Source organism: Conexibacter stalactiti, assembly GCF_033542075.1.
In the GTDB taxonomy this organism is placed as follows: domain Bacteria; phylum Actinomycetota; class Thermoleophilia; order Solirubrobacterales; family Solirubrobacteraceae; genus Conexibacter; species Conexibacter stalactiti.
In genome coordinates this window covers 1-20,309 of sequence record NZ_JAWSTH010000114.1, presented here as the reverse complement: position 1 = coordinate 20,309, position 20,309 = coordinate 1, and the positions used below count along the sequence as shown (strand labels likewise).

Genomic DNA, 20,309 nt, shown 5'->3' with positions numbered 1-20,309 from the left:
CCCGCGGCGGTGACCGCGGGCGCCGTCGCGCGACGCGCGGCGCGCGACGCCGTGCCCGAGCTACGCCGCGGCGCCGGCCAGCGTGATGCCGGCGTGCGCGGCCAGCCGCTCGATCGCCGCGTTGACGGCGGCGGGGTCCTCGATCGGGCTCATGTGGCCGGAGCTGGCAAGCTCGACTCGCTCCGCCAGCCGCGGCAGCGCCGCCGCCATCCGCTCGACGTGCGGCGGCGGCGTCAGCCGGTCGCGGCCGCCGCCGAGCACGAGCGTCGGCACCTTCAGGTCGCCGAGCGCGTCGACGAGGTCCAGCCGCGACATCGTGCGGCCGAAGCCGGCGCGCACGTCGCGCCGGCACTCCAGCACCATCTCCTGGCAGAAGGCGACCTGCGCCGGCGTCGCCGACGGCGACAGCGCGACGTACTGGACAGCCCGCAGGCTGATCGGCGAGGCCGGCGGCAGCGGCGCGCTCGCGCTCAGGAAGATGCCGCCGGCGATCGCCTTCGTGCGTCTCATGCCGGACGGGAGCTTCAGGATCAGCGCCTCGTCGATCAGGTCGCCGAGGCCGGTGTTCAGCAGCGCCGCGCCGGCGACGCGCGCCTCCACCTCGCGCGGGAAGCGCGCCGCCCACGCGACGATCGACATCGCGCCGAGCGAGTGGCCGGCGAGCAGCGCCTTGCGGCCGTCGGGGACGGTCGCCTCCAGCACCGCCTGCAGGTCCTCCGCGAGCGCGTCGGTCGAGAAGTCGGCGTCGACGGGGTCGCCGCTCTCGCCGTGGCCGCGCAGGTCGTAGGTGACGATCCGGAAGCGGTCGGAGAGCCCGTGCAGCTGCGCGTTCCAGAAGCGGTGGGCGCAGGTCCAGCCGTGCACGAGCACCAGCGGCGGCGCGTCTTCGGGACCGAACAGTTCGACGGCCAGGCGCGTGCCGTCGCGCGAGACGACCTCGAGCCGCTCCCCTCTCGGCACGTCGAACAGGAGGTCGTGCGCCGGGTCCTGCTCGATCCGGCGCAGGTCGCGCTGGCGCGCCGCCTCCCACACCGCGACGGTCGCGCCGACGCCAAGCACCGCGCCAGCCTCGACCCAGCGGCGCGAGCCGCCCCACTCGTTGCGCCGCATGCCCTTCGATCTCTTCTGCTCGCCCATGGCCTTCATCACATCACGCCCCGGTGACGTGCGGCGTCGGTCGCGGCGCCGACGGCGCGGGACGGCGGACCGCCGCGGGCGCGGTGCCGCCGGCGGCCGGCGGCTCGCCCTCGGCGGCGGCCGACAGCCGCCGCAGCGCCCACGCCATCAGCGCCAGCAGCGACAGCGTGATCAGCCCGACGACGGCGTAGGCGATCGCCCACAGCCAGCCCTGCGCCTCCTTCTGCTCGCGCTGGAGCAGTCTGTGGTCGGCGACGAAGGTGCGCGTGAACTGCGCCGGCGCGGCGACCTCCGGGGCCGGGATCGCGCGATCCTCGGGCAGGAAGATCGGGACGCCGCTGAGCGTGTTGCCGCGGTGCATCCGGATCAGCGCCTTCCAGCTGCCGTGGACGGGGATCGGCTGCGTCGTGCGATAGACGCCCTCGCTGACGCGCTCGAGCCGGTCGACGACGAAGCCGTCGCCCTGCCAGGCGGTCGCGGTCAGCCATTCGGCGTCGTCGGCGGCGTCGGCCGGGATCATCCGCACGGTCGCCTCGACCTCGCGCTGCGGGGCCGGGCTGACGTCGGTCAGCGTCACCTGCGCCTGGACGTTCTCGACGCCGGGCTTGTAGAGCGCGACGGCGATCAGGACGCTGGCGCCGAGCGCCGCGACGAGCGCGGCGCGATCGAGGCGACGGTCGTGGTCGCGCCGCTCGACTGCCAGCCGGTCGCCGATCCAGGCGCCGATCAGCGCGCCGGCGACCGCGGTCGGCAGGCCGTAGAGGATCGCCTCGGGCAGCAGCTGCGACGGCCACGGGATCGGCATCCAGATGTGCGTCCAGCCCCACTCGGCGGCGAGGCCGACGGTGCCGATGCCGATGCCGCTGGCGAGCCCGAACGCGAGCGGCTTGCGCAACAGCGGCGCGCGCAGCGCGATCGCCTCGACGACCAGCGCCTCGACGACGAAGAGCGGGAAGTGGGGCGTCGTCTGACCGAGGATCGGCCCGACCGTCAGCGCCAGCAGGCCGCGCACGACGAGGAAGAAGGCGACCGCGCCGAGCGCGGCGCCGCGGCCCGCCCACAGCCGCACGGCGACGAGGCCGGCGCCGGCCGCGAGCATGATCAGCAGCGGCTGGAAGACGAAGCGGAACTGCGGCACGCCGAAGTCGAACTCGGCCTGGAAGGTCGAGAGGCCGAGCAGGAAGGCGCCGCAGAGCGCGACGCGGCGGGTCAGGTAGACCCAGCCGGGCTCACTGGCCGGTCGCGCGAGCGTGGCCGGATCGTGGATGCCGGGCGCGATCCGATCGAGACGATCAGGCTGGTCGCCTTTGAGCTCGATCGGATCGTGTCCGGCGCCGCGAGACGGTTCGCTCACGCGACCGGTCGCGCGCTGACCTTCGACGAGCAGGACCGCCATGCCGACGAGCGTCAGCGAGGCGCCGCCGATCAGCATCAGGTGGGTCGGGCCCCACAGCGTCACGTCCTGACCGAAGAGGCGGTGCCAGACGTCGTCGAGCGGGAAGCCCATCAGCGCGAAGCCGGCCGAGGCGCAGACGAGCAGGCCGCCGAGCGGCGCGTACCAGCCCTCGCCGAGTTGGATCGACGACGCGCTCGGCTTGCCCTCCGGCAGCACGATCGCGACCACGCCGGCGGCGAAGATGCCGAACAGGCCGCCGAGGATGAAGTAGTGCGCGGGGTTCGCGAGCGGGCCGGCGTCGCGGCCCACGTCGATGTGGAGCGAGATGTCCCAGTACATCCCGAAGACGGCGGCCAGCAGCGAGATGCCTGCGATCGCCGAGGGCAGCGCGACCCAGCCGGGCAGGCCGCTGCGGCGCTCGGCGAAGCGCGCCAGGTTGCCGAGCAGCGCGACGCGGCCGCTGCGATGGCCGAGCCCGAGCACGAGCAGGCCGATGGTGAGCACGAGCGCGCCGGTGGAGGCGATCAGGATCTCGTCGACCGCGGCACCGCCGGCCGGCTCTTCGATGACGGCGAACATGACGTCATGCTACACCGATCGATGTCACACCTAACCGTGCGATGCCGCACACGAGCCGCGACGACTGCGGATCTGCACACACAGGAGGTGCACAGATCCGCGGTCATGCGGGGTTCAGGCGGTCGCGAGCACCGCCACGCGGACCGCAAGCGGCTGGCCGTCGACGTCGGCGGTGGCCTCGTCGCCGTTCAGCGACTCGTAAACGATCGCCGTCGCCAGCGTCTCGCTCGCGACGTACGCCTCGTGCTCGCGCGCGGCCAGCAGCAGCTCCTCGCCGCCGGCGAGCCGCAGCTCGATCCGGTCGGTGACGGCGACGCCGGCCTCTCTGCGCTCCGCCTGCACCGCGCGGACGATCTCGCGCGCCCAGCCCTCGCGCTTCAGCAGCGCGTCGAGGTGGGTGTCGATCGCGACGACCAGGCCGAGCCCGTTGCCGCGCGAGGAGAGCACGAGCCCCTCGCGCGGGACGCGCCGCACGACGAGGTCGTTCTCGGCCAGCGCGTACGTGCGCGGCGGGTCGAGCAGGTCGGAGGGATCGCCGACGCGGACCGTCAGCACGCCATGCTCGCGCAGCGCCTGCAGCGCCTCGTCGCCGTCGCGCGTGCGCAGCGCCGTCACGATCGCGCCCATGTCGCGCCCGCAGCGCGGGCCGAGCCGCTGCAGGTTCGGCAGCACCAGCGGCCGCTCCAGCGCCAGCTCGTCGGCGACGACCTCGACGCGCTTGACGTTCAGCTCGCGCGCGATCAGCGCGCTCATCCGCTCGACCGACTCGCGCCCCGCTCTCGCGCCGCAGCAGACGATCACGCGCCCGAGCGGCTGGCGCACCTTCAGCTTCGATCTGCCGCGCGCGTCGCGACCGAGCTGGATCGCCTCGGCGGCGTAGGCCATGTCGCGCTCCAGCCGCTTGTCGACCAGTCTCGGATCGGCGACCGGGAAGTCGCACAGGTGGACCGATCTCGGCTCGGCGCGGAAGACGCCGTTGACGCCGCCGACGAGGTTCTCGTACAGCTCCTCGGCCGCGAACGGCAGTGCCGGCGCGAACAGCTTGACCGTCGTCAGCAGGCACTCGCGCAGCGTCGCCAGCGCCGGCGCCGCCGTCTTGCTGTCCCAGAAGCGCGGACGCGACAGCCGCACGTACCAGTTCGAGAGGTCGTCGAGCCACTGCAGCAGGATCTGCGTCGCGCCGTGGGCGTCGAAGGCATCGACCCGCTCGCGCACCTCCGCGACGACCCCCTGCAGGCGCGAGAGCGCCCAGCGGTCGAGCTCGCAGCGGCGCGCGACCGGCGGCGCGGCGGCCGCCGCGCGCGCGTCGAAGCGCTCGATGTTCGCGTACAGGACGTAGAACGAGTACGTCGACCAGAGCGGCATCAGCACCTGCTTGACCGCCTCCTCGACCGCGTCCTTGGAGAAGCGGTAGCCGGCCCACGGCTGCTGCGAGGCGAGGTAGTACCAGCGGAAGGCGTCGGCGCCGTGGCGCTCCAGCACGTCCCACGGGTCGACCGCGTTGCCTCTGCTCTTCGACATCTTGTGGCCGTCTCTGTCCTGCACGTGGCCGACGCAGACCGCCGTCTGGAACGGGATGTCGTCGAACAGCAGCGTCGAGACCGCGAGCGACGTGTAGAACCAGCCGCGCGTCTGGTCGATCCCCTCGCATATGAACGACGGCGGGAACTGCGCTCTGAACTGCTCCACGCCCTCGAACGGGTAGTGGAACTGCGCGAACGGCATGCAGGCCGAGTCGTACCAGGTGTCGATCGTCGCTCTGACGCGGTGCATCTCGCCGTCGCAGCCCTCGACCGAGCAGCCCCACGAGACCTCGTCGATGTACGGCCGGTGGAGGTCTCTCGGCAGCTCGCCGGCGAGCTGGCCCAGCTCCTCGATCGAGCCGACGCAGTGGCGCGCGTCGCAGGTCGCCGACGAGCACTCCCAGATCGGCAGCGGCGTGCCCCAGTAGCGGTCGCGCGAGAGCGCCCAGTCGACGTTGCCCTGCAGCCAGTTGCCGAAGCGGCCGTCGCGCACGTGGCCGGGGCGCCAGTCGATCCGCTGGTTCTGTCTCAGCATCTCGTGGCGCTGGTCGCGCGTGGCGATGTACCAGCTCTCCTTCGCGTAGTAGAGGAGCTTGGAGTCGCAGCGCCAGCAGTGCGGATAGGAGTGCGTGTACGGCGCCGCCTCCAGCAGCTTGCCGGCGGCGCGCAGCGCCTCGACCACTCTCGGCGACGCGTCGCCGACGAACTCGCCCTCCCAGCCCGCGATCCGCTCGTCGTAGGTGCCGTCCTCGCGGACGGGGTTGACGAGCGGGATGCCGTGGCGCTCGCAGAGGACGAAGTCCTCCTCGCCGAACGCCATCGCGGTGTGGACGAGGCCGGTGCCCTTGTCGAGCGTGACGTGCTCGGCCGACAGGACCGAGTGGCTGCGCGGCCCGTGGTCGGTCAGGTGCGGGAAGGGCGGCTCGTAGCGGGCGTCGACGATCGTGCGACCGGGGAAGCGGTCGAGCACGGTCACGCCGTCGCTGCCGAGCGTCGCCTCGACGCGCTCCTCGGCCAGCACGTAGACCTCGCCGTCGCGCTGCGCGCGCACGTAGCGCACGTCCGGATCGATCGCGATCGCGCAGTTGGCGAACAGCGTCCACGGCTGCGTCGTCCAGATCAGGAACGAGTCGCCCTCGCGCAGCGGGCCGCGCCGCTCGCTCACGGGCAGCTTGACCGTCGCGGTCAGGTCCTCGGTGTCCTGGTAGCCCATCGCGACCTCGTGCGAGGAGAGCGCGGTGCCGCAGCGCGAGCAATACGGGACGACCTTGTGCCCCTCGTAGATCAGCCCTCTGTCCCACAGCTCGTGCAGCGACCACCAGACCGACTCGATGTACTCCGGCGTGCCGGTGCGGAAGGCCCCTTCGAGGTCGATCCAGAAGCCGACCCGCTCGGTCATCCGCTCCCAGGCGCCGATGTAGTGGTCGTTGGACTCGCGGCAGCGCTCGTTGAAGGCGGCGATGCCGTACTCCTCGATCTCGCGCTTGGAGTCGAAGCCGAGCTGCTTCTCGACCTCCAGCTCGACCGGCAGGCCGTGGCAGTCCCAGCCGGCCTTGCGCGGCACGTCGTACCCGCACATCGTGCGGTAGCGCATGTAGAAGTCCTTGAACGACCGCAGCAGCACGTGGTGGGAGCCGGGGTTGCCGTTGGCGGTCGGCGGCCCCTCGATGAACGAGAAGACCGGCCCGCCGGCGCGCTGCGCCAGCGCCTGCTCGAAGGTGCGCTCCTGCCGCCAGCGCTCCAGGACCCGTTCCTCGATCTGCGGGAAGTCGGGTCGCTTGTCGACCGGCCGGTGCGGCTCGCGCATGATTTCAGCCCCCTGTCAGCGTGAGTTCGACGCGCTTGTTGATCTTGCCCTTGCTCTTGTACGAGGGGAGGGCGATCCTGCCCACCTCCCGCGTGTTGGCGACGTGCGTGCCGCCGTCTGCCTGCAGGTCCAGCCCCTCGATCCCCACCACGCGCACGACCGTGATCGAGGGCGGCAGCAGGCTGACCTTGTTGCGGATCAGCTCGGGGTCCTTGTCGGCTTCGGCGCGCGGCAGGAAGTCGACGCGCGTCGGCCGCGCGGCGACCACCTCGGCGTTGACCTTCTCCTCCAGCTCGCGCACGAACTCGCCCGAGAGAGCGTCGAACTCGAAGTCCATCCGCCCCCGCAGCGGCTCCATGTTCGCGCCGGTGACCTTCGCGCCGTAGTCACGCCAGACGACGGCGCAGAGGATGTGCAGCGCCGTGTGCGTGCGCATCAGCTCGTAGCGCCGCCCCCACTCGACCTCGCCCGCGAGGTCGGCGCCGACGGCCGGCGCCGCTCTGTCGAGCAGCGTCCAGACGCCGGCTGCCGGGAAGGCCGGGTCGCTGTCGTCGCGGGCGAGCTTGGCGCCCGTCACCTGCCAGAGGTCGTCACCGTCGCGCAGCGTCCCGTGGTCGGCCGGCTGCCCGCCGCCGCCCGGGAAGAGCGCGCTCCCCTCCAGCTGCACCGCGCTCCCCTCCGCGCGCACGACCCGCGCGGAGAAGGACCGCTGGTAGGCGTTGACCTGGTAGGGCGGCGCATCGGCCGGCGCGCGGGAGGCGACGGGCTGGGCGGCGGTCGTCTCAGACAAGGCCGACGCTCACCTCACCGAGCCGGTCGAACGTCGCGTACGCCGTCTGCCCCTGCGCGATCGGGACCGCGCGCGAGACGGAGCCCGGCATCACGATGTCGCCCGGCTCCAGCCGCTCGCCCTGCTCGGCGAGCGTGCGCGCCAGCCACGCGACCGGCTCAGCCGGGTGACCGAGGACGGCGTCGCCGCGGCCGCGCACCAGCTCCGGGCCGACCGCCAGCGAGACGCCGAGCGTCTCCGAGCGGATGTCCTCGGCCGGCTCCCAGTCGCCGATCACGCACATCCCGGAGGAGGCGTTGTCGGCGACCGTGTCGACGATCCCGATCCGCCAGTCGCTGATGCGCGAGTCGATGATCTCCAGCGCCGGCGCGAAGGCGTGCGTCGCCTCCAGCACCTCCTCGCGGGTGACCCCGGGGCCCTCCAGCGGCGACTTCAGCAGGAAGGCGATCTCGGCCTCCACGCGCGGCTGGATGAAGCGCGAGGCGCGCAGCTGCGCGCCGCTGTGGACGACCATCGACTCGAGCAGGTAGCCGGAGTCGGGCTGGTCGACGTTCATCATCTCCTGCATCGCCTGGCTGGTCAGGCCGACCTTCCAGCCGCGCAGCTCCTCGCCCTCGGCGTTGCGCAGGCCGCGGCCGATCGTCTGTATCCGGTAGGCGTCCCACAGCGTCAGGTCCGGGAAGGTCGAGCTGAGCGGCTCGATCGCCTCCCCGCGCAGCTCGGCATGCCACAGCAGCCGTGCCAGCGCCTCGTGATGCGGTGTCAGCTCCGCCGCTTCCAGCAGCGCCGGACGTGCCCCGTCGAACGTGCGTGTGATCGTGCGCGGCGTCATGGCCGGCCCCCCTCGATCTCGTCGTCCTGCTGTTCGAGCCGCTGTTCCTCGACAGCGTCCCGCAGTGCCATCGCGACCTCGAGGATCACGTCCTCCTGTCCGGCGATCACGTCGCGTCTGCCGAGCGCGAAGAAGACGTCGCGCGGATCGATGCCGAAGTCTCTGGCGATCCGCCGCACCGGCTTCGAGTAGCCCGAGAAGACCCCGGCGAGCCCGCTGACGATGCCGACCGAGTCGGTGTGCGGCAGCTGCTGCACGAGGTGCTCCTCCGCCAGGTCGGCGGCGTCGAGCACCTTGTAGAGGTCTATGCCGGTGTCGTGGCCGAGCTCGGCCAGCACCGCGACGAGCACCTCCAGCTCCGTGTTGCCGGCGCCCGCGCCGAAGCCGCGGGCGGTGCCGTCGACGATCGTCGCGCCGGCGTCGACCGCCGCGACCGAGTTGGCGACCGCGAGGCAGAGGTTGTTGTGGCCGTGGAAGCCGATCGCGATCGACGTCGCGTCGACCATCCGGGCTATCCGGTCCTGCAGGTCGTGTGTCAGGAAGGCGCCGGCCGAATCCATCACGACGACGCCCTGCGCTCCGTATGCCTCCATCTTCTGCGCCTCTTCGCAGAGCTGCTCCGGCGTCGCCATGTGACACATCATCAGGACGCCGTACACCTCCTTCTCGCGCTCGCGCAGGTAGGTGATGTGGCGTTCCGTCAGGTCGGCCTCGGTGCAGTGCGCGCCGACGCGGAAGACGTCCACCCCGACGTCGATCGCGACGTCGAGGTCGCGTGTCATCGTCGCGAAGCCCGGGATCCCGAAGGCCCCCAGCTTCACGTCCGACAGCTCCTCGCGGGCGATCCGCAGCATGTCCTCGTCGCTCAGGAGCGCCTCGCCGACCTGCAGCGAGGAGGCCCCGAGCCCGTTGCCGTGGCCGACCTCCACGATCGCGACTCTGGCGGCGTTGGCCGCGGCCGCGTACCGGCGGATCTGCTCCGCGTTCAGACGATGCTGGACGGCGTGATTGCCGTCCCGCAACGTCGGATCGCTGATCAAGATCTGTGCCATACGACTGGTTCCCCCTTGTTCCCCCAAGAACCGTCAGTTGCCATTCGCCGCGGCACCGCTTGTGATGACGCGCGCGTTCTCTTCGGCGGCAGCGACCGCCGCGCAGGTGATGATGTCCAGGTTCCCGGCGTACGCGGGCAGGTAATCGCCCGCGCCGGCGACCTGAACGGTCATCGCGATCCGTCCGTTCTCGTGCAGCGGCGCGACGACGAGCCGGTAGCCCGGCACGTACCGCTGTATCCGCCCCACCATCTCCTCGACCGCCTCCGTCAGTGCCGGCAGGTCGACCTCGTCGGCCTTCGCGAAGACCGTGTTCTGCATCATGATCGGCGGCGTCGACGGGTTGACGAGCAGGATCGACTTCGCTCGCCGCACCCCGCTGAAGTGACTCAGCGCAGCCTCGGTCGTGGCGAGGTACTCGTCTATGTTCACGCGCGTCGCCGGACCGACCGACTTCGACGCGCTCGTCGAGACGATCTCGACGTAATCGACGTGCGGATGCGTCTTCATCACGCAGTGGGCCAGCGGCACCGCCGCCTGCCCGCCGCACGTCACCATGCAGAGGTTGGGCTGGCCGACGCAGTCGGCGAGGTTGAGCGCCGGGACGCACATCTTCCCGAGCTTCGCCGGCGTCAGGTCGATCACCGGTATCCCCAGCGGCTGCAGCGCCGCGTAGTGGCGCTTGGCGTCGGTCGCCGAGGTCGCGTCGAAGACGAGGTCGAAACGGTCGGGCTCCTCGAGGAAGGCGTCGATGCTGCGGTCAGAGGTCGGGACGCCCAGCTCCTGGGCGCTGCGTATCCCCGCCGATCTGCTGTTGCGCCCCGCGAACAGCGCGCACTCCAGCAGCTCCGAGCGCTGCACCTTCAGCAGCAGGTCCGTGCCGATGTTGCCGGTGCCTATGATCCCGACGCGCAGCTTGCCGCCGTCGCGCGAGCCGGCCAGCCGCAGGCGCGGACGCGGCGGCTCGCTGCTCGTTCTCGTGATCGCTGACGCTTCCATCCCCTTCTGCCCCTTTCACCCCCTACGAGGGGAGTGTTCCCTTCTCGACCAGGATTCCGAGGAACGGACAGTGGTCGCCCTCGACCTCGTGGCAGATCAAGCGGTGCTTGACCCCCGCGGGGATCGAGATCGTGGCGGGCGAGTTCAACTCGATCGCGTCGTCCTCGGTCTCGACGGTGAAGCGCAGGCCCGGCGTCGCGACGAGGTACAGCTCGTCGTGGTCGTCGTGCACGTGGAGATCGGCGTGCGGCGCCCCGATCAGTCTCGCGGCGTCCACGACCGCGATGCTGAACGGCGCGCCCGGCAGCGTCTCCGGCGTCACCATGAACGGCGTCGGAGCGTGATGGCCCTCGACCTCTACGTAGACGGGCAGCCCGTCCGTGATCACCACGCCCGATCGTTGCGCGACCTGCACGATCAAGCACCTCCTTCGGCGCCGCCCGGCGCGTCGTTGCGGTAGAGCAGCAGGACCGCGCCGGGAAGCCCCAGCTCGCGGACCTCATGACGAGACCAGCCGGCCTCGGTGAAGGCGTCGTGCCAGCCCTGCTCGGTCAGCAGCTGCTGGCGCATGATCGCGTGCAGCAGCGTGAACTCCGGCCGCCAGCGCTCGTCGGGCGCGCCGCTGGCCGGCTGCACCTCGGCGACGAGCATGTGGGCGCCTCTCGGCATGATCGTTCCGAGCTTGCGCAGGTAGGACATCAGCGCGTCGCGCCCGTGCTCGAAGATCTCGTGCAGCAGGAAGAAGGCGACGGCGAGGTCGGCGTCGGCCAGCTCAGGGATCGCGTCGAGGTCGCCGGCGTCGCCGCAGCGGACGATCACGCGGTCGGAGAGGTCGGCGGCGGCGATCGCGTGCCCGGCGTCCTCGCAGGCCTCGGGCGCCAGGTCGACGCCGACGCCGGTGACGCCGAAGCGGTTGGCGGCGGCGATCAGGAAGCGGGCGTTGCCACAGCCGAGGTCGACGACGTGGCTGAAGTCGATCGTCTCCAGCACCGCGGTGGCGTGCGGGGAGACGTCGTCGCGCCCGATCAGGGCGGAGCCGTCCGCGACCCAGCGACCGTCGCGGATCACGTCGCTCCCGTAGCGCTGCGCGCCGGTAGAGAAGTCCCCCAGTGCAGCCAGCACATGACCGTAGCCGCCCTGGAGCCAGACGAGATAGCCCTTGTCGCGCGTGATCGCCTGTCCGCGAGCGGAGAGGCTGAACGTCCCATCGGTCTCCTCGACGATGCCACGTTGTGCAAGATACCGGAGCGTGGCGAGCGGCAAGCCGTCTTCACCCTCGGCGGAGTCCGCGGGCACACCACCGCCCTCCAGTCGCGCCAGCAGGCCCGCCCGCTCCAGCGAGGCGAGCACGCTGGTCAGCGCGAAGCCCTCGAACAGCTCGAAGACCGGCCGAGGCGCGTCAGGGACGTCCCCGGGCTCGACCTTCAGCGTTGGCTGGACGTCCGTCATCGACTGCTCACCTCGCCCTTCGGGCAGCGCCGAACGGCACGCGTTGCCGCGCTCGTTCCAGCGTCCCCCTCGACATCAGTTCAACGCAGCCCGGACCAATCGAACCCCCGGTCTTGCGGATTCGATCGAAGCCTTCCACGGACTGCTCCTCGATTCGTTCCCCCGACGTCGCCCGAACGGCGGCGTCTGCTCGTGTTATATGCCGCCTGCGGAGTCCGCGTCAAGCGCCGACGTAGCCCGGCGTGAGGTCGCGGCGATCGCCGTCTTCCCGAAGAACAGCGGTTCGCGCGGGCGAGAGCGCGTACTCAGCGGGGTCGAAGCGGCGCGTGACGGTGCGAAAGCGCCAGGAGCTGCCCGGCCACAGCGTCGTGTTGCGGCCGTGCGCGTCGAGATACCAGCTGGCACACCCGCCGGCCGTCCAGACGGTGCCGCGCATCTTCGCCTGGACCTGCTCGTTGAAGCGCAGCTGGGCGTCGGCGTCGGGCTCGAAGACGGCCGCGCCGGCCCGCTCGGTGCGCTCCAGCGCGTCGAGCGCGTAGGTCAGCTGCGACTCGATCATGAAGACGATCGAGTTGTGGCCGAGGCCCGTGTTGGGGCCGACCATCAGCAGCAGGTTGGGAAAGCCGTGGACCGTCGTGCCGCGCAGCGCCGCCATCCCCTGCTCGCGCCAGACATCGCCGAGCAGCCGCCCGCCGCGGCCGCGCAGCCGCTCGACGAACGGCATGTCGGTGACGTGGAAGCCGGTCCCGAAGATGATCGTGTCGGCCTCGTGGACGGCGCCATCACGCGTCACGACGCCGTTGGGGCGGATCTCGGCGATCCCGTCGGAGACGACCTCGACGTTCGGCTGCTGGAGCGCGGGATACCACTCGTTCGACAGCAGGATCCGCTTGCAGCCGATCGCGTAGTCGGGCGTCAGCCGCTCGCGCAGCCGCGGGTCCTCGACGGAGCGCTGCAGGTGCGCGCGCGCCATTCTGTCGGGCAGGCGGCCGAGCAGCCGCGGGCGCATGAACGGCAGCACGGTCGCCTCGCGACCCCAGTAGACCGTTCCGCGGACCGCGCGCTGGACGGCCGGCAGGAGGCCGAAGAGCCGGCGCTCGCGCGGTCGCACGCGGCGGTCCTTGCGCGGCATGATCCACGGCGGGGTGCGCTGGAAGACCGTCATCTGGCCGACCTGCGGCTGGATCGCGGGGACGAACTGGATCGCCGAGGCGCCGGTGCCGATGACGGCGACCTTGCGGCCGGTCAGGTCGTGGTCGTGGTTCCAGGTGGCGGAGTGGAAGGTCTCGCCGGCGAAGCTGTCGAGGCCGGGGAGCGCGGGGATCGACGGCTCGCTGAGCCCGCCCATCGCGCCGACGAGCACGCGCGCGGTCAGCGTGCCGCGGACCGTCTCGACCGTCCAGCGCTGCGCCGCCTCGTCCCAGCTGGCGCCGACCAGCTCGGCGCCGAAGCGGATCTTCGGGCGCAGCTCGTATCTGTCGGCGAGCGCTCTGAGGTACTCCCAGATCTCCCCCTGCGGCGCGAACGTGCGCGTCCAGCGCGGGTTGGGCGCGAACGAGAACGAGTAGACGTTCGACGGCACGTCGCACTGGCAGCCGGGATAGGTGTTGTCGCGCCAGGTGCCGCCGACGTCGGCGGCACGCTCGAGCACGACGAAGTCGTCGCGGCCGGCGAGCCGCAGTCTGATCGCCATGCCGAGGCCGGCGAAGCCGCTGCCGACGATCGCGACGTCGACGTGCGCTGGGAGTTCGGTCTGCTCGCTCATCGATCGGCTCCATGCGGTCGTAGAAACACTCTGTTTCCTACTGTACCATGTTGTTTCTAGATGACGGACAGCGTTCCCATCCCCCGCTCCCTCCCGCGCGGACGGCACGCCGCGGCACGCGAGGTCGTGCTCGCGTCGCAGCGCGGACGGCTGCTGGAGGCGATCGCCGCATGCGTCGCCGAGCAGGGCTACGCCGCGACCACCGTCGCGCACGTGATCGCCCGCGCCGGCGTCTCGCGCAAGACCTTCTACGAGCACTTCGCCGACAAGGACGCCTGCTTCCTGGCGGCGTGGGAGGCCGGCTTCGAGCTGGTGCTGAGCCAGGTCGCCGAAGCCGTCGCCGCCGAGCCGACCTGGCAGCGGCAGCTGCGCGCCGGCGCCCACGTCTTCCTCGAGGTGCTCGCCGCCGAGCCCGACTTCGCGCGCACCTTCCTGATCGAGGTGCTGAGCGCCGGCGAGGGCGCGCTCGAACGGCGCGCCGAGACCCACCGCCGCTTCGCCGCCGTGATCGGCGCGGGCTACCGCGCCGCGCGCGCCGACCGGCCCGAGCTGGGCCCGCTGCCCGACTTCGTCCCGCAGGCGGCCGCCGGCGCCGTCTGGGAGCTGACCTTCGAGCACGTCCGCACGCGCGGCGTCGACGGGCTGATGGAGCTCGCCCCGCAGATCGAGCAGATCCACGAGGCGTTCGTCTTCGGGCGCTACGCCGAGGCGTAGCGCCCGGACGGACTACGACTGCGGTCTGTCGATCTCCTCGGGAGCCCCGACCACGGTCGGGACCGGCGCCGACTCGGCGGCGGCACGCTCGGCCGCCAGCCTCGCCTCTCTTCTCTCGACGATCATCGAGGCGAGCGCGGCACCGGCGAGCGCCAGCGCGATCACGCCCAGCGAGAGGCCGTTGGACGGGTGCCAGACGTCGACGAGCAGGAGCTTCGCCGCGACGAAGCCGAGGATCACCGCGAGGCCGTAGTGCAGGTAGCGGAAGCGGTCGAGCAGGCCGTCGAGCAGGAAGTACAGCGACACCATGCCGAGCAGCGAGAAGGCGTTCGCGGCGAAGACGATGTACGTGTCGCGCGTGATCGCGAAGATCGCCGGGATCGAGTCGATCGCGAACATCACGTCGAAGGCCGCGACGAGCGCGAGCGCGGCGAACAGCGGCGTCGCCAGTCTCTTGCCGTTCTCGATCGTGAACAGCTTGTCGCCGTCGTACTCTCTGGAGAGCGGCAGCAGTCTGCGCAGCCAGCGCATGATCAGCGTTCTCTCCGGGTCCATCTCCTCGCCGCCCGACTTCGCGATTCTGATCGCGGTGAAGGCGAGCAGCGCGCCGAGCACGTACGTCGTCGCGTGGAAGGCGTCGAGCGCCGCGGCGCCGACGAGGATGAAGATCGTGCGCAGGACGATCGCGCCGGCGATGCCCCAGACGAGCACCTTCAGGCGCTGCGAGTCGGGCACCTGCAGGAACGAGAAGAGGATCGCGAAGACGAACAGGTTGTCGAGCGACAGCGACTTCTCGATCAGGAAGCCGGAGAGGTACTCGCCGGCCGCTTCACCGCTGTCGAAGACGAGCAGCAGTATCGCGAACGCGGCGCCCAGGCCCGTCCAGACGATCGACCAGATGAGCGCGTTGCGCGGCGTCATCGGTCTGCCGCCATGACCGCGCAGATCGATCGTCAGCGAGACGACGATGAACGCGACCAGGCCAAGCCAGGGAATCAACATCTATAGGGGCTCCTTCGAGATCGAATCGATGGTCTCGAAGGTTTGACCCGCCGTGAGGCTACGGCCGGCGCGCCGGGTCCCACAGGGGGGACCGTGTTGACGAACGCACCGTATCGCAGGGCTACTTCCCTTCTCGTGCAGGGAAAGATATCGGGTCGATGCCGTTGGCGCGCATCGCGGTCTCGATCGCGGCGTTGACCGTCTCCAGCACGACGACGCGCGCGTACGCCTTCGACTCCGCCGGGACGAGCGTCCACGGCGCCGCGGGCCGGTCGGTGCGCGCGAACATCTCCTCCAGCGCCTGCTCGTAGAGCGCCCGCTTCTCGCGGTTGCGCCAGTCCTCGTCGGTCAGCTTCCACTGCTTCAACGGGTCCTTCGCGCGCTTCTCGAAGCGCCGCTTCTGCTCCGCGTCGGAGATCTGCAGCCACAGCTTCACGATCGTCGCGCCCTCCTCGTGGAGCGAGTGCTCGAAGTCGGCGATCTCGTCGTAGGCGCGACGCCACTCGGCCTCGCTCGCGAAGCCCTCGACGCGCTCGACCAGCACGCGCCCGTAGTAGGAGCGGTCGAAGACCGCCATCCCGCCCCAGCCCGGCAGCGGCGGCCAGAAGCGCTGGAGGAAGTGGTGGCGCTTCTCGTCGGCGGTCGGCGCGGCGAACTGCACGACGCGCACGTGACGGGGGTCGAGCGGGCCGACGAGCCGTCTGATCGCGCCGCCCTTGCCGGAGGCGTCCCAGCCCTCGAAGACGACCAGCAGCGGCGGCCCGTGACGGCCGGCGTCGCCGATCAGCCCGCCGAGCTGGAGCCGCAGCGCCAGCAGCCGGCGCTGCTCCTCGGCCAGCCGCCGCTCGCCCTCCTCCTTGTCGAGCGAGAGCGTGAGATCAACGTCGTCGAGTCGGCCCATTGGGTGTAGCTACCCACCCTGGGGCGGATCAGCATCCGGACGGCGCCACAGCGTTCTCGGCGCGACCGGCGGCGCGAACTGGCCGACCGGCCCGGCCGGCCGGCGCGCGTCGCCCCAGCTCGTGCCGTCCCACCAGCGCAGCTCCGGCCCTTCGGGGTCGGGGTACCAGCCCTCGGGCGCCGTCGCGGCCGGCTGCTTGCGCTTCAGCGGCGGGCCGACCGCCTGCAGCAGCAGACCGCCGGCGACGAGGATGACGGCGCCGGCCGCGGAGACCCAGACGCCGACGCCGGCGCGCAGCTCGTCGCTCTCGACCTCCGTCGGCCCGGCCCACGCGACGTCGTCGAGCGAGCTGGCGTCGATCAGCAGCACGGCGAAGCCGGCCAGCACGAGCGCGACGACGCCGAGCGCCGACGCGACCCACCACGGCAGCGGCAGCCCGCGCCAGCGCAGGAAGGCGAAGAACGGCGCGGCGACGGCGAGACCGAGCACGAAGTCGACGCCTCCGTGCCAGATGGCGCGGTTCTCGATCAGCTCGACGCGGCTGTCGGGCGAGTCGGCGAGCGGCAGGAAGAGGCCGACGGCGAGCGCGAGCCCTCCGAGCAGCACGACGAGCAGGCCGAGCGGGACGAGCGCGGTGGCGGGCGAGGTCTCGGCGGAGTGGCCGGCGTCGGTGGGGCGCGCGTCGCCGGCGTCGTGCGGGTCGCGCTGCTCGGGACGTCCAAAGGGGTCGGCCATGGCGGCCGGAATCTTCGCACGCCGACGGGCGTTCGCCAGCGCCGGCGCGCCAGCGTGGCCGGATGCTGTATTAATCCCGGCTAAGTTGGTCGAGATTGTTGGATATACCCGTCGCGCCGCTGCGCGCATCGCGATTCCGCTGCTGTCGCTGGCGATCCTGCTGGCGCTCTGGTGGCTGGTCGTCGAGCTGGAGGTGTGGTCGGAGCTGTTCGTGCCGAGCCCCGCACGCGTCTGGGAGCGCCTGCAGGAGGGCTTGACGACGCACGACGGCCAGGTCGGCCTCTCCGGCTACTACCTCTACGAGCACCTGTGGGCGAGCCTCTGGCGGATCCTGCGGGGCGTCGCCTTCGCGCTCGTGTTCGGCGTCGTGCTGGGGCTGCTGCTGGCGACCGTCAAGCCGTTCCGGCTGGTCGTCGAGCCGTACGTCAACTTCGTCCGCGCGCTGCCGCCGCTGGCGTACTTCTCGCTGCTGATCATCTGGTTCGGGATCGAGGACACGTCAAAGGTCTGGCTGCTGTTCCTCGCCGCCTTCCCGCCGATCGCGCTGTCGGTCGTCGCCGGCGTCGAGGGGATCAGACGGGAGCGGATCGACGCGGCGCGCGCGCTCGGCGCCAGCCGCTGGCAGGTCGTCCGCTTCGTGACGCTGCCGTCGGTGCTGCCGCAGCTGTTCACCGGCACGCGGCTGGCGCTCGGCTTCGCGTGGACGACGATCGTCGCCGCCGAGACCGTCGACGGGATCCCCGGGATCGGCGGGCTCGCGTGGGCGACGAAGAAGTTCCAGCAGACCGACGTCGCCGTGCTCTGCATCATCGTGATCGGCCTCACCGCGATCGCGCTCGACCAGCTCGTCAAGCAGCTCGAGAAGCGAGTCCTGCCGTGGCACGGCAGGGCGTGAGAACCCACCAGGAGGAACGTCGCATGTCCACTTTCAGAAGCGGCCGCCTGAGGCCGTTGCTCGCCCTGCTGCTCGCCGCCCTGCTCGTGGTCGGGATCGCCGCCTGCGGCTCCGACGACGACGGCGGTTCCGAGACGGCCGCCGCTGCTTCCACCACCGGCGGCGAGACGACCGCCGCGAGCACCAGCGCGCCCGAGAAGATCACGATCGCCTACCAGGCGATCCCCAACGGCGACCTCGTCGTGAAGAACCAGAGATGGCTCGAGCAGGCATTCCCCGACACCGAGATCGAGTGGAAGCTGTTCGACTCCGGCGGCACCGTCAACGAGGCGGTCGCGGCGCGCAGCATCGACATCGGCCTCGCCGGCTCCAGCCCCGTCGCGCGCGGCCTCTCGACGCCGATCGAGTACCAGGTGCCGTGGATCCACGACGTGATCGGCAGAGCCGAGTCGCTCGTCGTCAAGGACGACATCGCCTCGATCGAGGACCTCAGAGGCAAGAAGATCGCGACGCCGCTGGCGTCGACCTCGCACTACTCGCTGCTCGCCGCGCTCGACAGAGCGGGCCTGTCGGAGAGAGACGTCGAGATCATCGACGCCGAGCCCGACGACATCTTCGCGGCGTGGACGCGCGGCGACATCGACGGCGCCTACGTCTGGAACCCCAACCTCGCGAGAATCGTCGCGGACGGCGGCAGAGTCCTGATCACCTCCGAGGAGCTGTCGAGAGAGGGCAAGACGACCTACGACCTCGCGGTCGTCACCAACGACTTCGCCTCCAAACACCCGGAGGCCGTCACGACGTGGGTCCAGGTGCAGGACAGAGCGGTCAGACTGATCCAGGACAACCCGGCCGAGGCGGCGAGAGCGATCGCCGCCGAGCTGAACATCGAGCCGGCTGACGCGGAGGCGCAGGTCGGCGACCTGATCTTCCTGACGGCCGCCGAGCAGGCCGGGCCCGACTACCTCGGCGGCGGCGTCGCGAGAAACCTCTTCGCGACGGCGACGTTCAACCAGAGACTGGGTCAGATCCCCTCGGTCTTCGAGGAGTCGAGATACACCGACGCGGTCACGACGCAGTTCGCGGAGGCCGCCGGCAGATGAGGCCGAATCCGGGCGGCCAGAGGCCTTCCGATTCGGTCGACGACCACACGGTCGTCCTCCACGGCGTCGCGCACCGCTACCGCGGGCGCGACGCCGAGGTGCAGGCGCTGGCGAGCACGGACCTGACGATCGGCGGCGGCGAGTTCGTCGCCGTCGTCGGTCCCTCCGGTTGCGGCAAGACGACGCTGCTGCAGCTGCTGGCCGGCTTCCTGACCCCGACCGAGGGGCGGATCACGGTCGGCGGCGAGCAGGTCACGGCGCCCTCGCCCGACCGCGGCGTCGTCTTCCAGCAGGCCAACCTCTACCCGTGGATGTCGGTCCGCGCCAACGTCGAGCTGGGGCCGCGGCTGCGCGGCGTCGCGCGCGCCGAGCGGCGCCGGATCGCCGACCACCACCTCGAGCTCGTCGGCCTGAGCGAGTTCGCGAAGGCGGCGCCGTACGAGCTGTCGGGCGGCATGCAGCAGCGCTGCCAGATCGCGCGCGTGCTCGCCAACGACCCGGCGATCATGCTGCTCGACGAGCCGTTCGGGGCGCTCGACGCGCTCACGCGCGACCGGCTGCAGGACGAGCTGCACCGCATCTGGCTCGGCTCCGGCAAGACCGCCTTCTTCATCACCCACAGCGTCGAGGAGGCCGTCTACCTCGGCACGCGCGTGCTGGTGATGAGCCCGCGCCCCGGCCGCATCGTCTTCGACGAGCCGGTCCCCTTCCCGGCCGACGCGCGCGACGCCGCGCTGCGCGCGACACCGGAGTTCGTCGCCTTCCGCGAGCGCGTCGCGGCGAAGATAGGGACGGGCTGAGGCAGCCGGGCGTGACGCCAGCGCGCGCGGATGGCCCGGCCCCGCTCAGCGTGTCATCGGCACGAGCGTCACGGTCCGTCCCGCCGCGTCGAAGGCGAGCGAGACGCACGGCCGCGCGGCGCTGAAACCCTCCCCGCGTATCCCGCCGCCGGTCAGCACCCGCCAGCTCGCGAGGTCGTGCTGGGCGAGCAGCGCGCGCGTGATCCGGCGGCCCTCGCGCTCGCCGACGCAGCGGCGGCCGTCGTGGATCGCGGCGATCAGGGCGCGCTCGAAGGCACCGACGCGCTGCTGCCGCTCGGTCGCGCCGGCGTTCAGCGGCGCGGGCACGAGCGCGGCGCGGGTACAGGCGCCGTCGCCGCCGGGAACGACGTGGATCGGACCGCCGTCTAGGCTGACGCAGGGGCGCAGCGAGGGCGGGGCCTCGCGCTCGCGCGGGAGCACGTGCCCGCGGCGCCAGGCGGCGGCGCAGATCTCGGTCGCCATGCGGCCGTCGAGCAGGATCTGCACCGACGAGTGCGGCGTCGGGCGCGCGTCGCTGGCGCAGACCAGCTCGTCGGCGGCGGCGGCGACGTGGGCCGCCTCGATCAGTGCCGCGTCGGCCGCTCGGACCGGCACCGTCAGCGCCGTCCCTGTCGTGCCGCGCACCGTCCCCGCCGGCAGACCGCCGCCGGCCGGAGACGGCGCCGACGACGTGCCGCCGCCGTCGAGCGTCACGACCGCGACGGCGGCGAACGCCAGCGCCGCCAGCGCCGCGACGGTCGCCGTCGAGACGGGGCGCAGGTGGCGCCGCGGGAAGGCGGCGCGCGGGCGCCGACGCCAGCGCGGCGGAG

At 71.7% G+C, this 20,309-nt stretch carries 17 protein-coding genes and 1 pseudogene; 4 read left to right on the top strand and 14 right to left on the bottom strand.

Going from position 1 to position 20,309, the window contains the following annotated elements; genetic code table 11:
- Window positions 1-60: 60 nt before the first annotated feature.
- The 10 genes from R7226_RS26955 to R7226_RS26910 all read right to left on the bottom strand — a co-directional run bounded on the left by R7226_RS26955 (window position 61) and on the right by R7226_RS26910 (window position 13,329).
- Window positions 61-1,137: an alpha/beta fold hydrolase gene (locus tag R7226_RS26955; RefSeq protein ID WP_318600489.1), complete on the bottom strand. Its 1,077-nt coding sequence runs from the start codon at window positions 1,135-1,137 to the stop codon at window positions 61-63.
- 13 nt (window positions 1,138-1,150) lie between these two features.
- Complete coding sequence (locus R7226_RS26950) at window positions 1,151-3,112, bottom strand: hypothetical protein (RefSeq protein WP_318600488.1); 1,962 nt, start codon at window positions 3,110-3,112, stop codon at window positions 1,151-1,153.
- Window positions 3,113-3,226: 114 nt separating this feature from the next.
- The gene (gene ileS, locus R7226_RS26945; protein ID WP_318600487.1) at window positions 3,227-6,442 is read right to left on the bottom strand and encodes an isoleucine--tRNA ligase; all 3,216 of its coding nucleotides are present in this window, start codon (window positions 6,440-6,442) and stop codon (window positions 3,227-3,229) included.
- 4 nt (window positions 6,443-6,446) lie between these two features.
- Window positions 6,447-7,232 (bottom strand): alanyl-tRNA editing protein, encoded by a 786-nt coding sequence (locus R7226_RS26940; RefSeq protein ID WP_318600486.1) that lies wholly within the window; start codon window positions 7,230-7,232, stop codon window positions 6,447-6,449.
- On the bottom strand, window positions 7,225-8,064 hold the full coding sequence (locus R7226_RS26935; RefSeq protein WP_318600485.1) for a 2-keto-4-pentenoate hydratase: 840 nt from the start codon (window positions 8,062-8,064) through the stop codon (window positions 7,225-7,227). The genes R7226_RS26940 and R7226_RS26935 overlap by 8 nt, the downstream gene beginning before the upstream one ends.
- The gene (gene dmpG / locus R7226_RS26930; protein ID WP_318600484.1) at window positions 8,061-9,116 is read right to left on the bottom strand and encodes a 4-hydroxy-2-oxovalerate aldolase; all 1,056 of its coding nucleotides are present in this window, start codon (window positions 9,114-9,116) and stop codon (window positions 8,061-8,063) included. The genes R7226_RS26935 and dmpG overlap by 4 nt, the downstream gene beginning before the upstream one ends.
- Before the next feature lie 33 nt (window positions 9,117-9,149).
- A complete protein-coding gene (locus R7226_RS26925) occupies window positions 9,150-10,115 on the bottom strand; it encodes an acetaldehyde dehydrogenase (acetylating) (RefSeq protein WP_318600483.1) in 966 nt (321 codons plus the stop codon).
- A gap of 22 nt (window positions 10,116-10,137) precedes the next feature.
- Window positions 10,138-10,506 (bottom strand): cupin domain-containing protein, encoded by a 369-nt coding sequence (locus R7226_RS26920; RefSeq protein WP_318600482.1) that lies wholly within the window; start codon window positions 10,504-10,506, stop codon window positions 10,138-10,140.
- A 26-nt stretch (window positions 10,507-10,532) separates the two neighbouring features.
- Complete coding sequence (locus R7226_RS26915; RefSeq protein WP_318600481.1) at window positions 10,533-11,564, bottom strand: SAM-dependent methyltransferase; 1,032 nt, start codon at window positions 11,562-11,564, stop codon at window positions 10,533-10,535.
- 220 nt (window positions 11,565-11,784) lie between these two features.
- Window positions 11,785-13,329 (bottom strand): flavin-containing monooxygenase, encoded by a 1,545-nt coding sequence (locus R7226_RS26910; RefSeq protein ID WP_318600480.1) that lies wholly within the window; start codon window positions 13,327-13,329, stop codon window positions 11,785-11,787.
- A 60-nt stretch (window positions 13,330-13,389) separates the two neighbouring features.
- On the opposite strand from R7226_RS26910, the gene R7226_RS26905 reads away from it, so the two are divergent.
- A complete protein-coding gene (locus tag R7226_RS26905) occupies window positions 13,390-14,043 on the top strand; it encodes a TetR/AcrR family transcriptional regulator (protein ID WP_318600479.1) in 654 nt (217 codons plus the stop codon).
- Window positions 14,044-14,055: 12 nt separating this feature from the next.
- Here R7226_RS26905 and R7226_RS26900 read toward each other — a convergent pair whose 3' ends face one another.
- The 3 genes from R7226_RS26900 to R7226_RS26890 all read right to left on the bottom strand — a co-directional run bounded on the left by R7226_RS26900 (window position 14,056) and on the right by R7226_RS26890 (window position 16,681).
- Window positions 14,056-15,045 carry a TerC/Alx family metal homeostasis membrane protein gene (locus R7226_RS26900; RefSeq protein WP_318600478.1) on the bottom strand — a complete coding sequence of 330 codons (990 nt, stop codon included), beginning with the start codon at window positions 15,043-15,045 and terminating at the stop codon, window positions 14,056-14,058.
- Between the two features lie 121 nt (window positions 15,046-15,166).
- Window positions 15,167-15,946 (bottom strand): polyphosphate kinase 2 family protein, encoded by a 780-nt coding sequence (locus tag R7226_RS26895; RefSeq protein ID WP_318600477.1) that lies wholly within the window; start codon window positions 15,944-15,946, stop codon window positions 15,167-15,169.
- A 9-nt stretch (window positions 15,947-15,955) separates the two neighbouring features.
- Window positions 15,956-16,681, bottom strand: coding sequence for a DUF2510 domain-containing protein (locus R7226_RS26890; protein ID WP_318600476.1), 726 nt, complete (start codon window positions 16,679-16,681; stop codon window positions 15,956-15,958).
- An 85-nt stretch (window positions 16,682-16,766) separates the two neighbouring features.
- Between R7226_RS26890 and R7226_RS26885 the strand changes: the two genes are divergently transcribed.
- The 3 genes from R7226_RS26885 to R7226_RS26875 are packed head-to-tail and all read left to right on the top strand — an operon-like array spanning window position 16,767 to window position 19,479.
- Window positions 16,767-17,576: an ABC transporter permease gene (locus R7226_RS26885; protein ID WP_318600475.1), complete on the top strand. Its 810-nt coding sequence runs from the start codon at window positions 16,767-16,769 to the stop codon at window positions 17,574-17,576.
- A gap of 23 nt (window positions 17,577-17,599) precedes the next feature.
- Entirely contained in the window at window positions 17,600-18,679 is a 1,080-nt protein-coding gene (locus R7226_RS26880) for a taurine ABC transporter substrate-binding protein (protein WP_318600474.1), read from the top strand.
- Window positions 18,676-19,479: an ABC transporter ATP-binding protein gene (locus R7226_RS26875; RefSeq protein WP_318600473.1), complete on the top strand. Its 804-nt coding sequence runs from the start codon at window positions 18,676-18,678 to the stop codon at window positions 19,477-19,479. The genes R7226_RS26880 and R7226_RS26875 overlap by 4 nt, the downstream gene beginning before the upstream one ends.
- Window positions 19,480-19,524: 45 nt before the next feature.
- Here R7226_RS26875 and R7226_RS26870 read toward each other — a convergent pair.
- Window positions 19,525-20,309: pseudogene (locus R7226_RS26870) on the bottom strand (hypothetical protein); the annotation flags it as partial.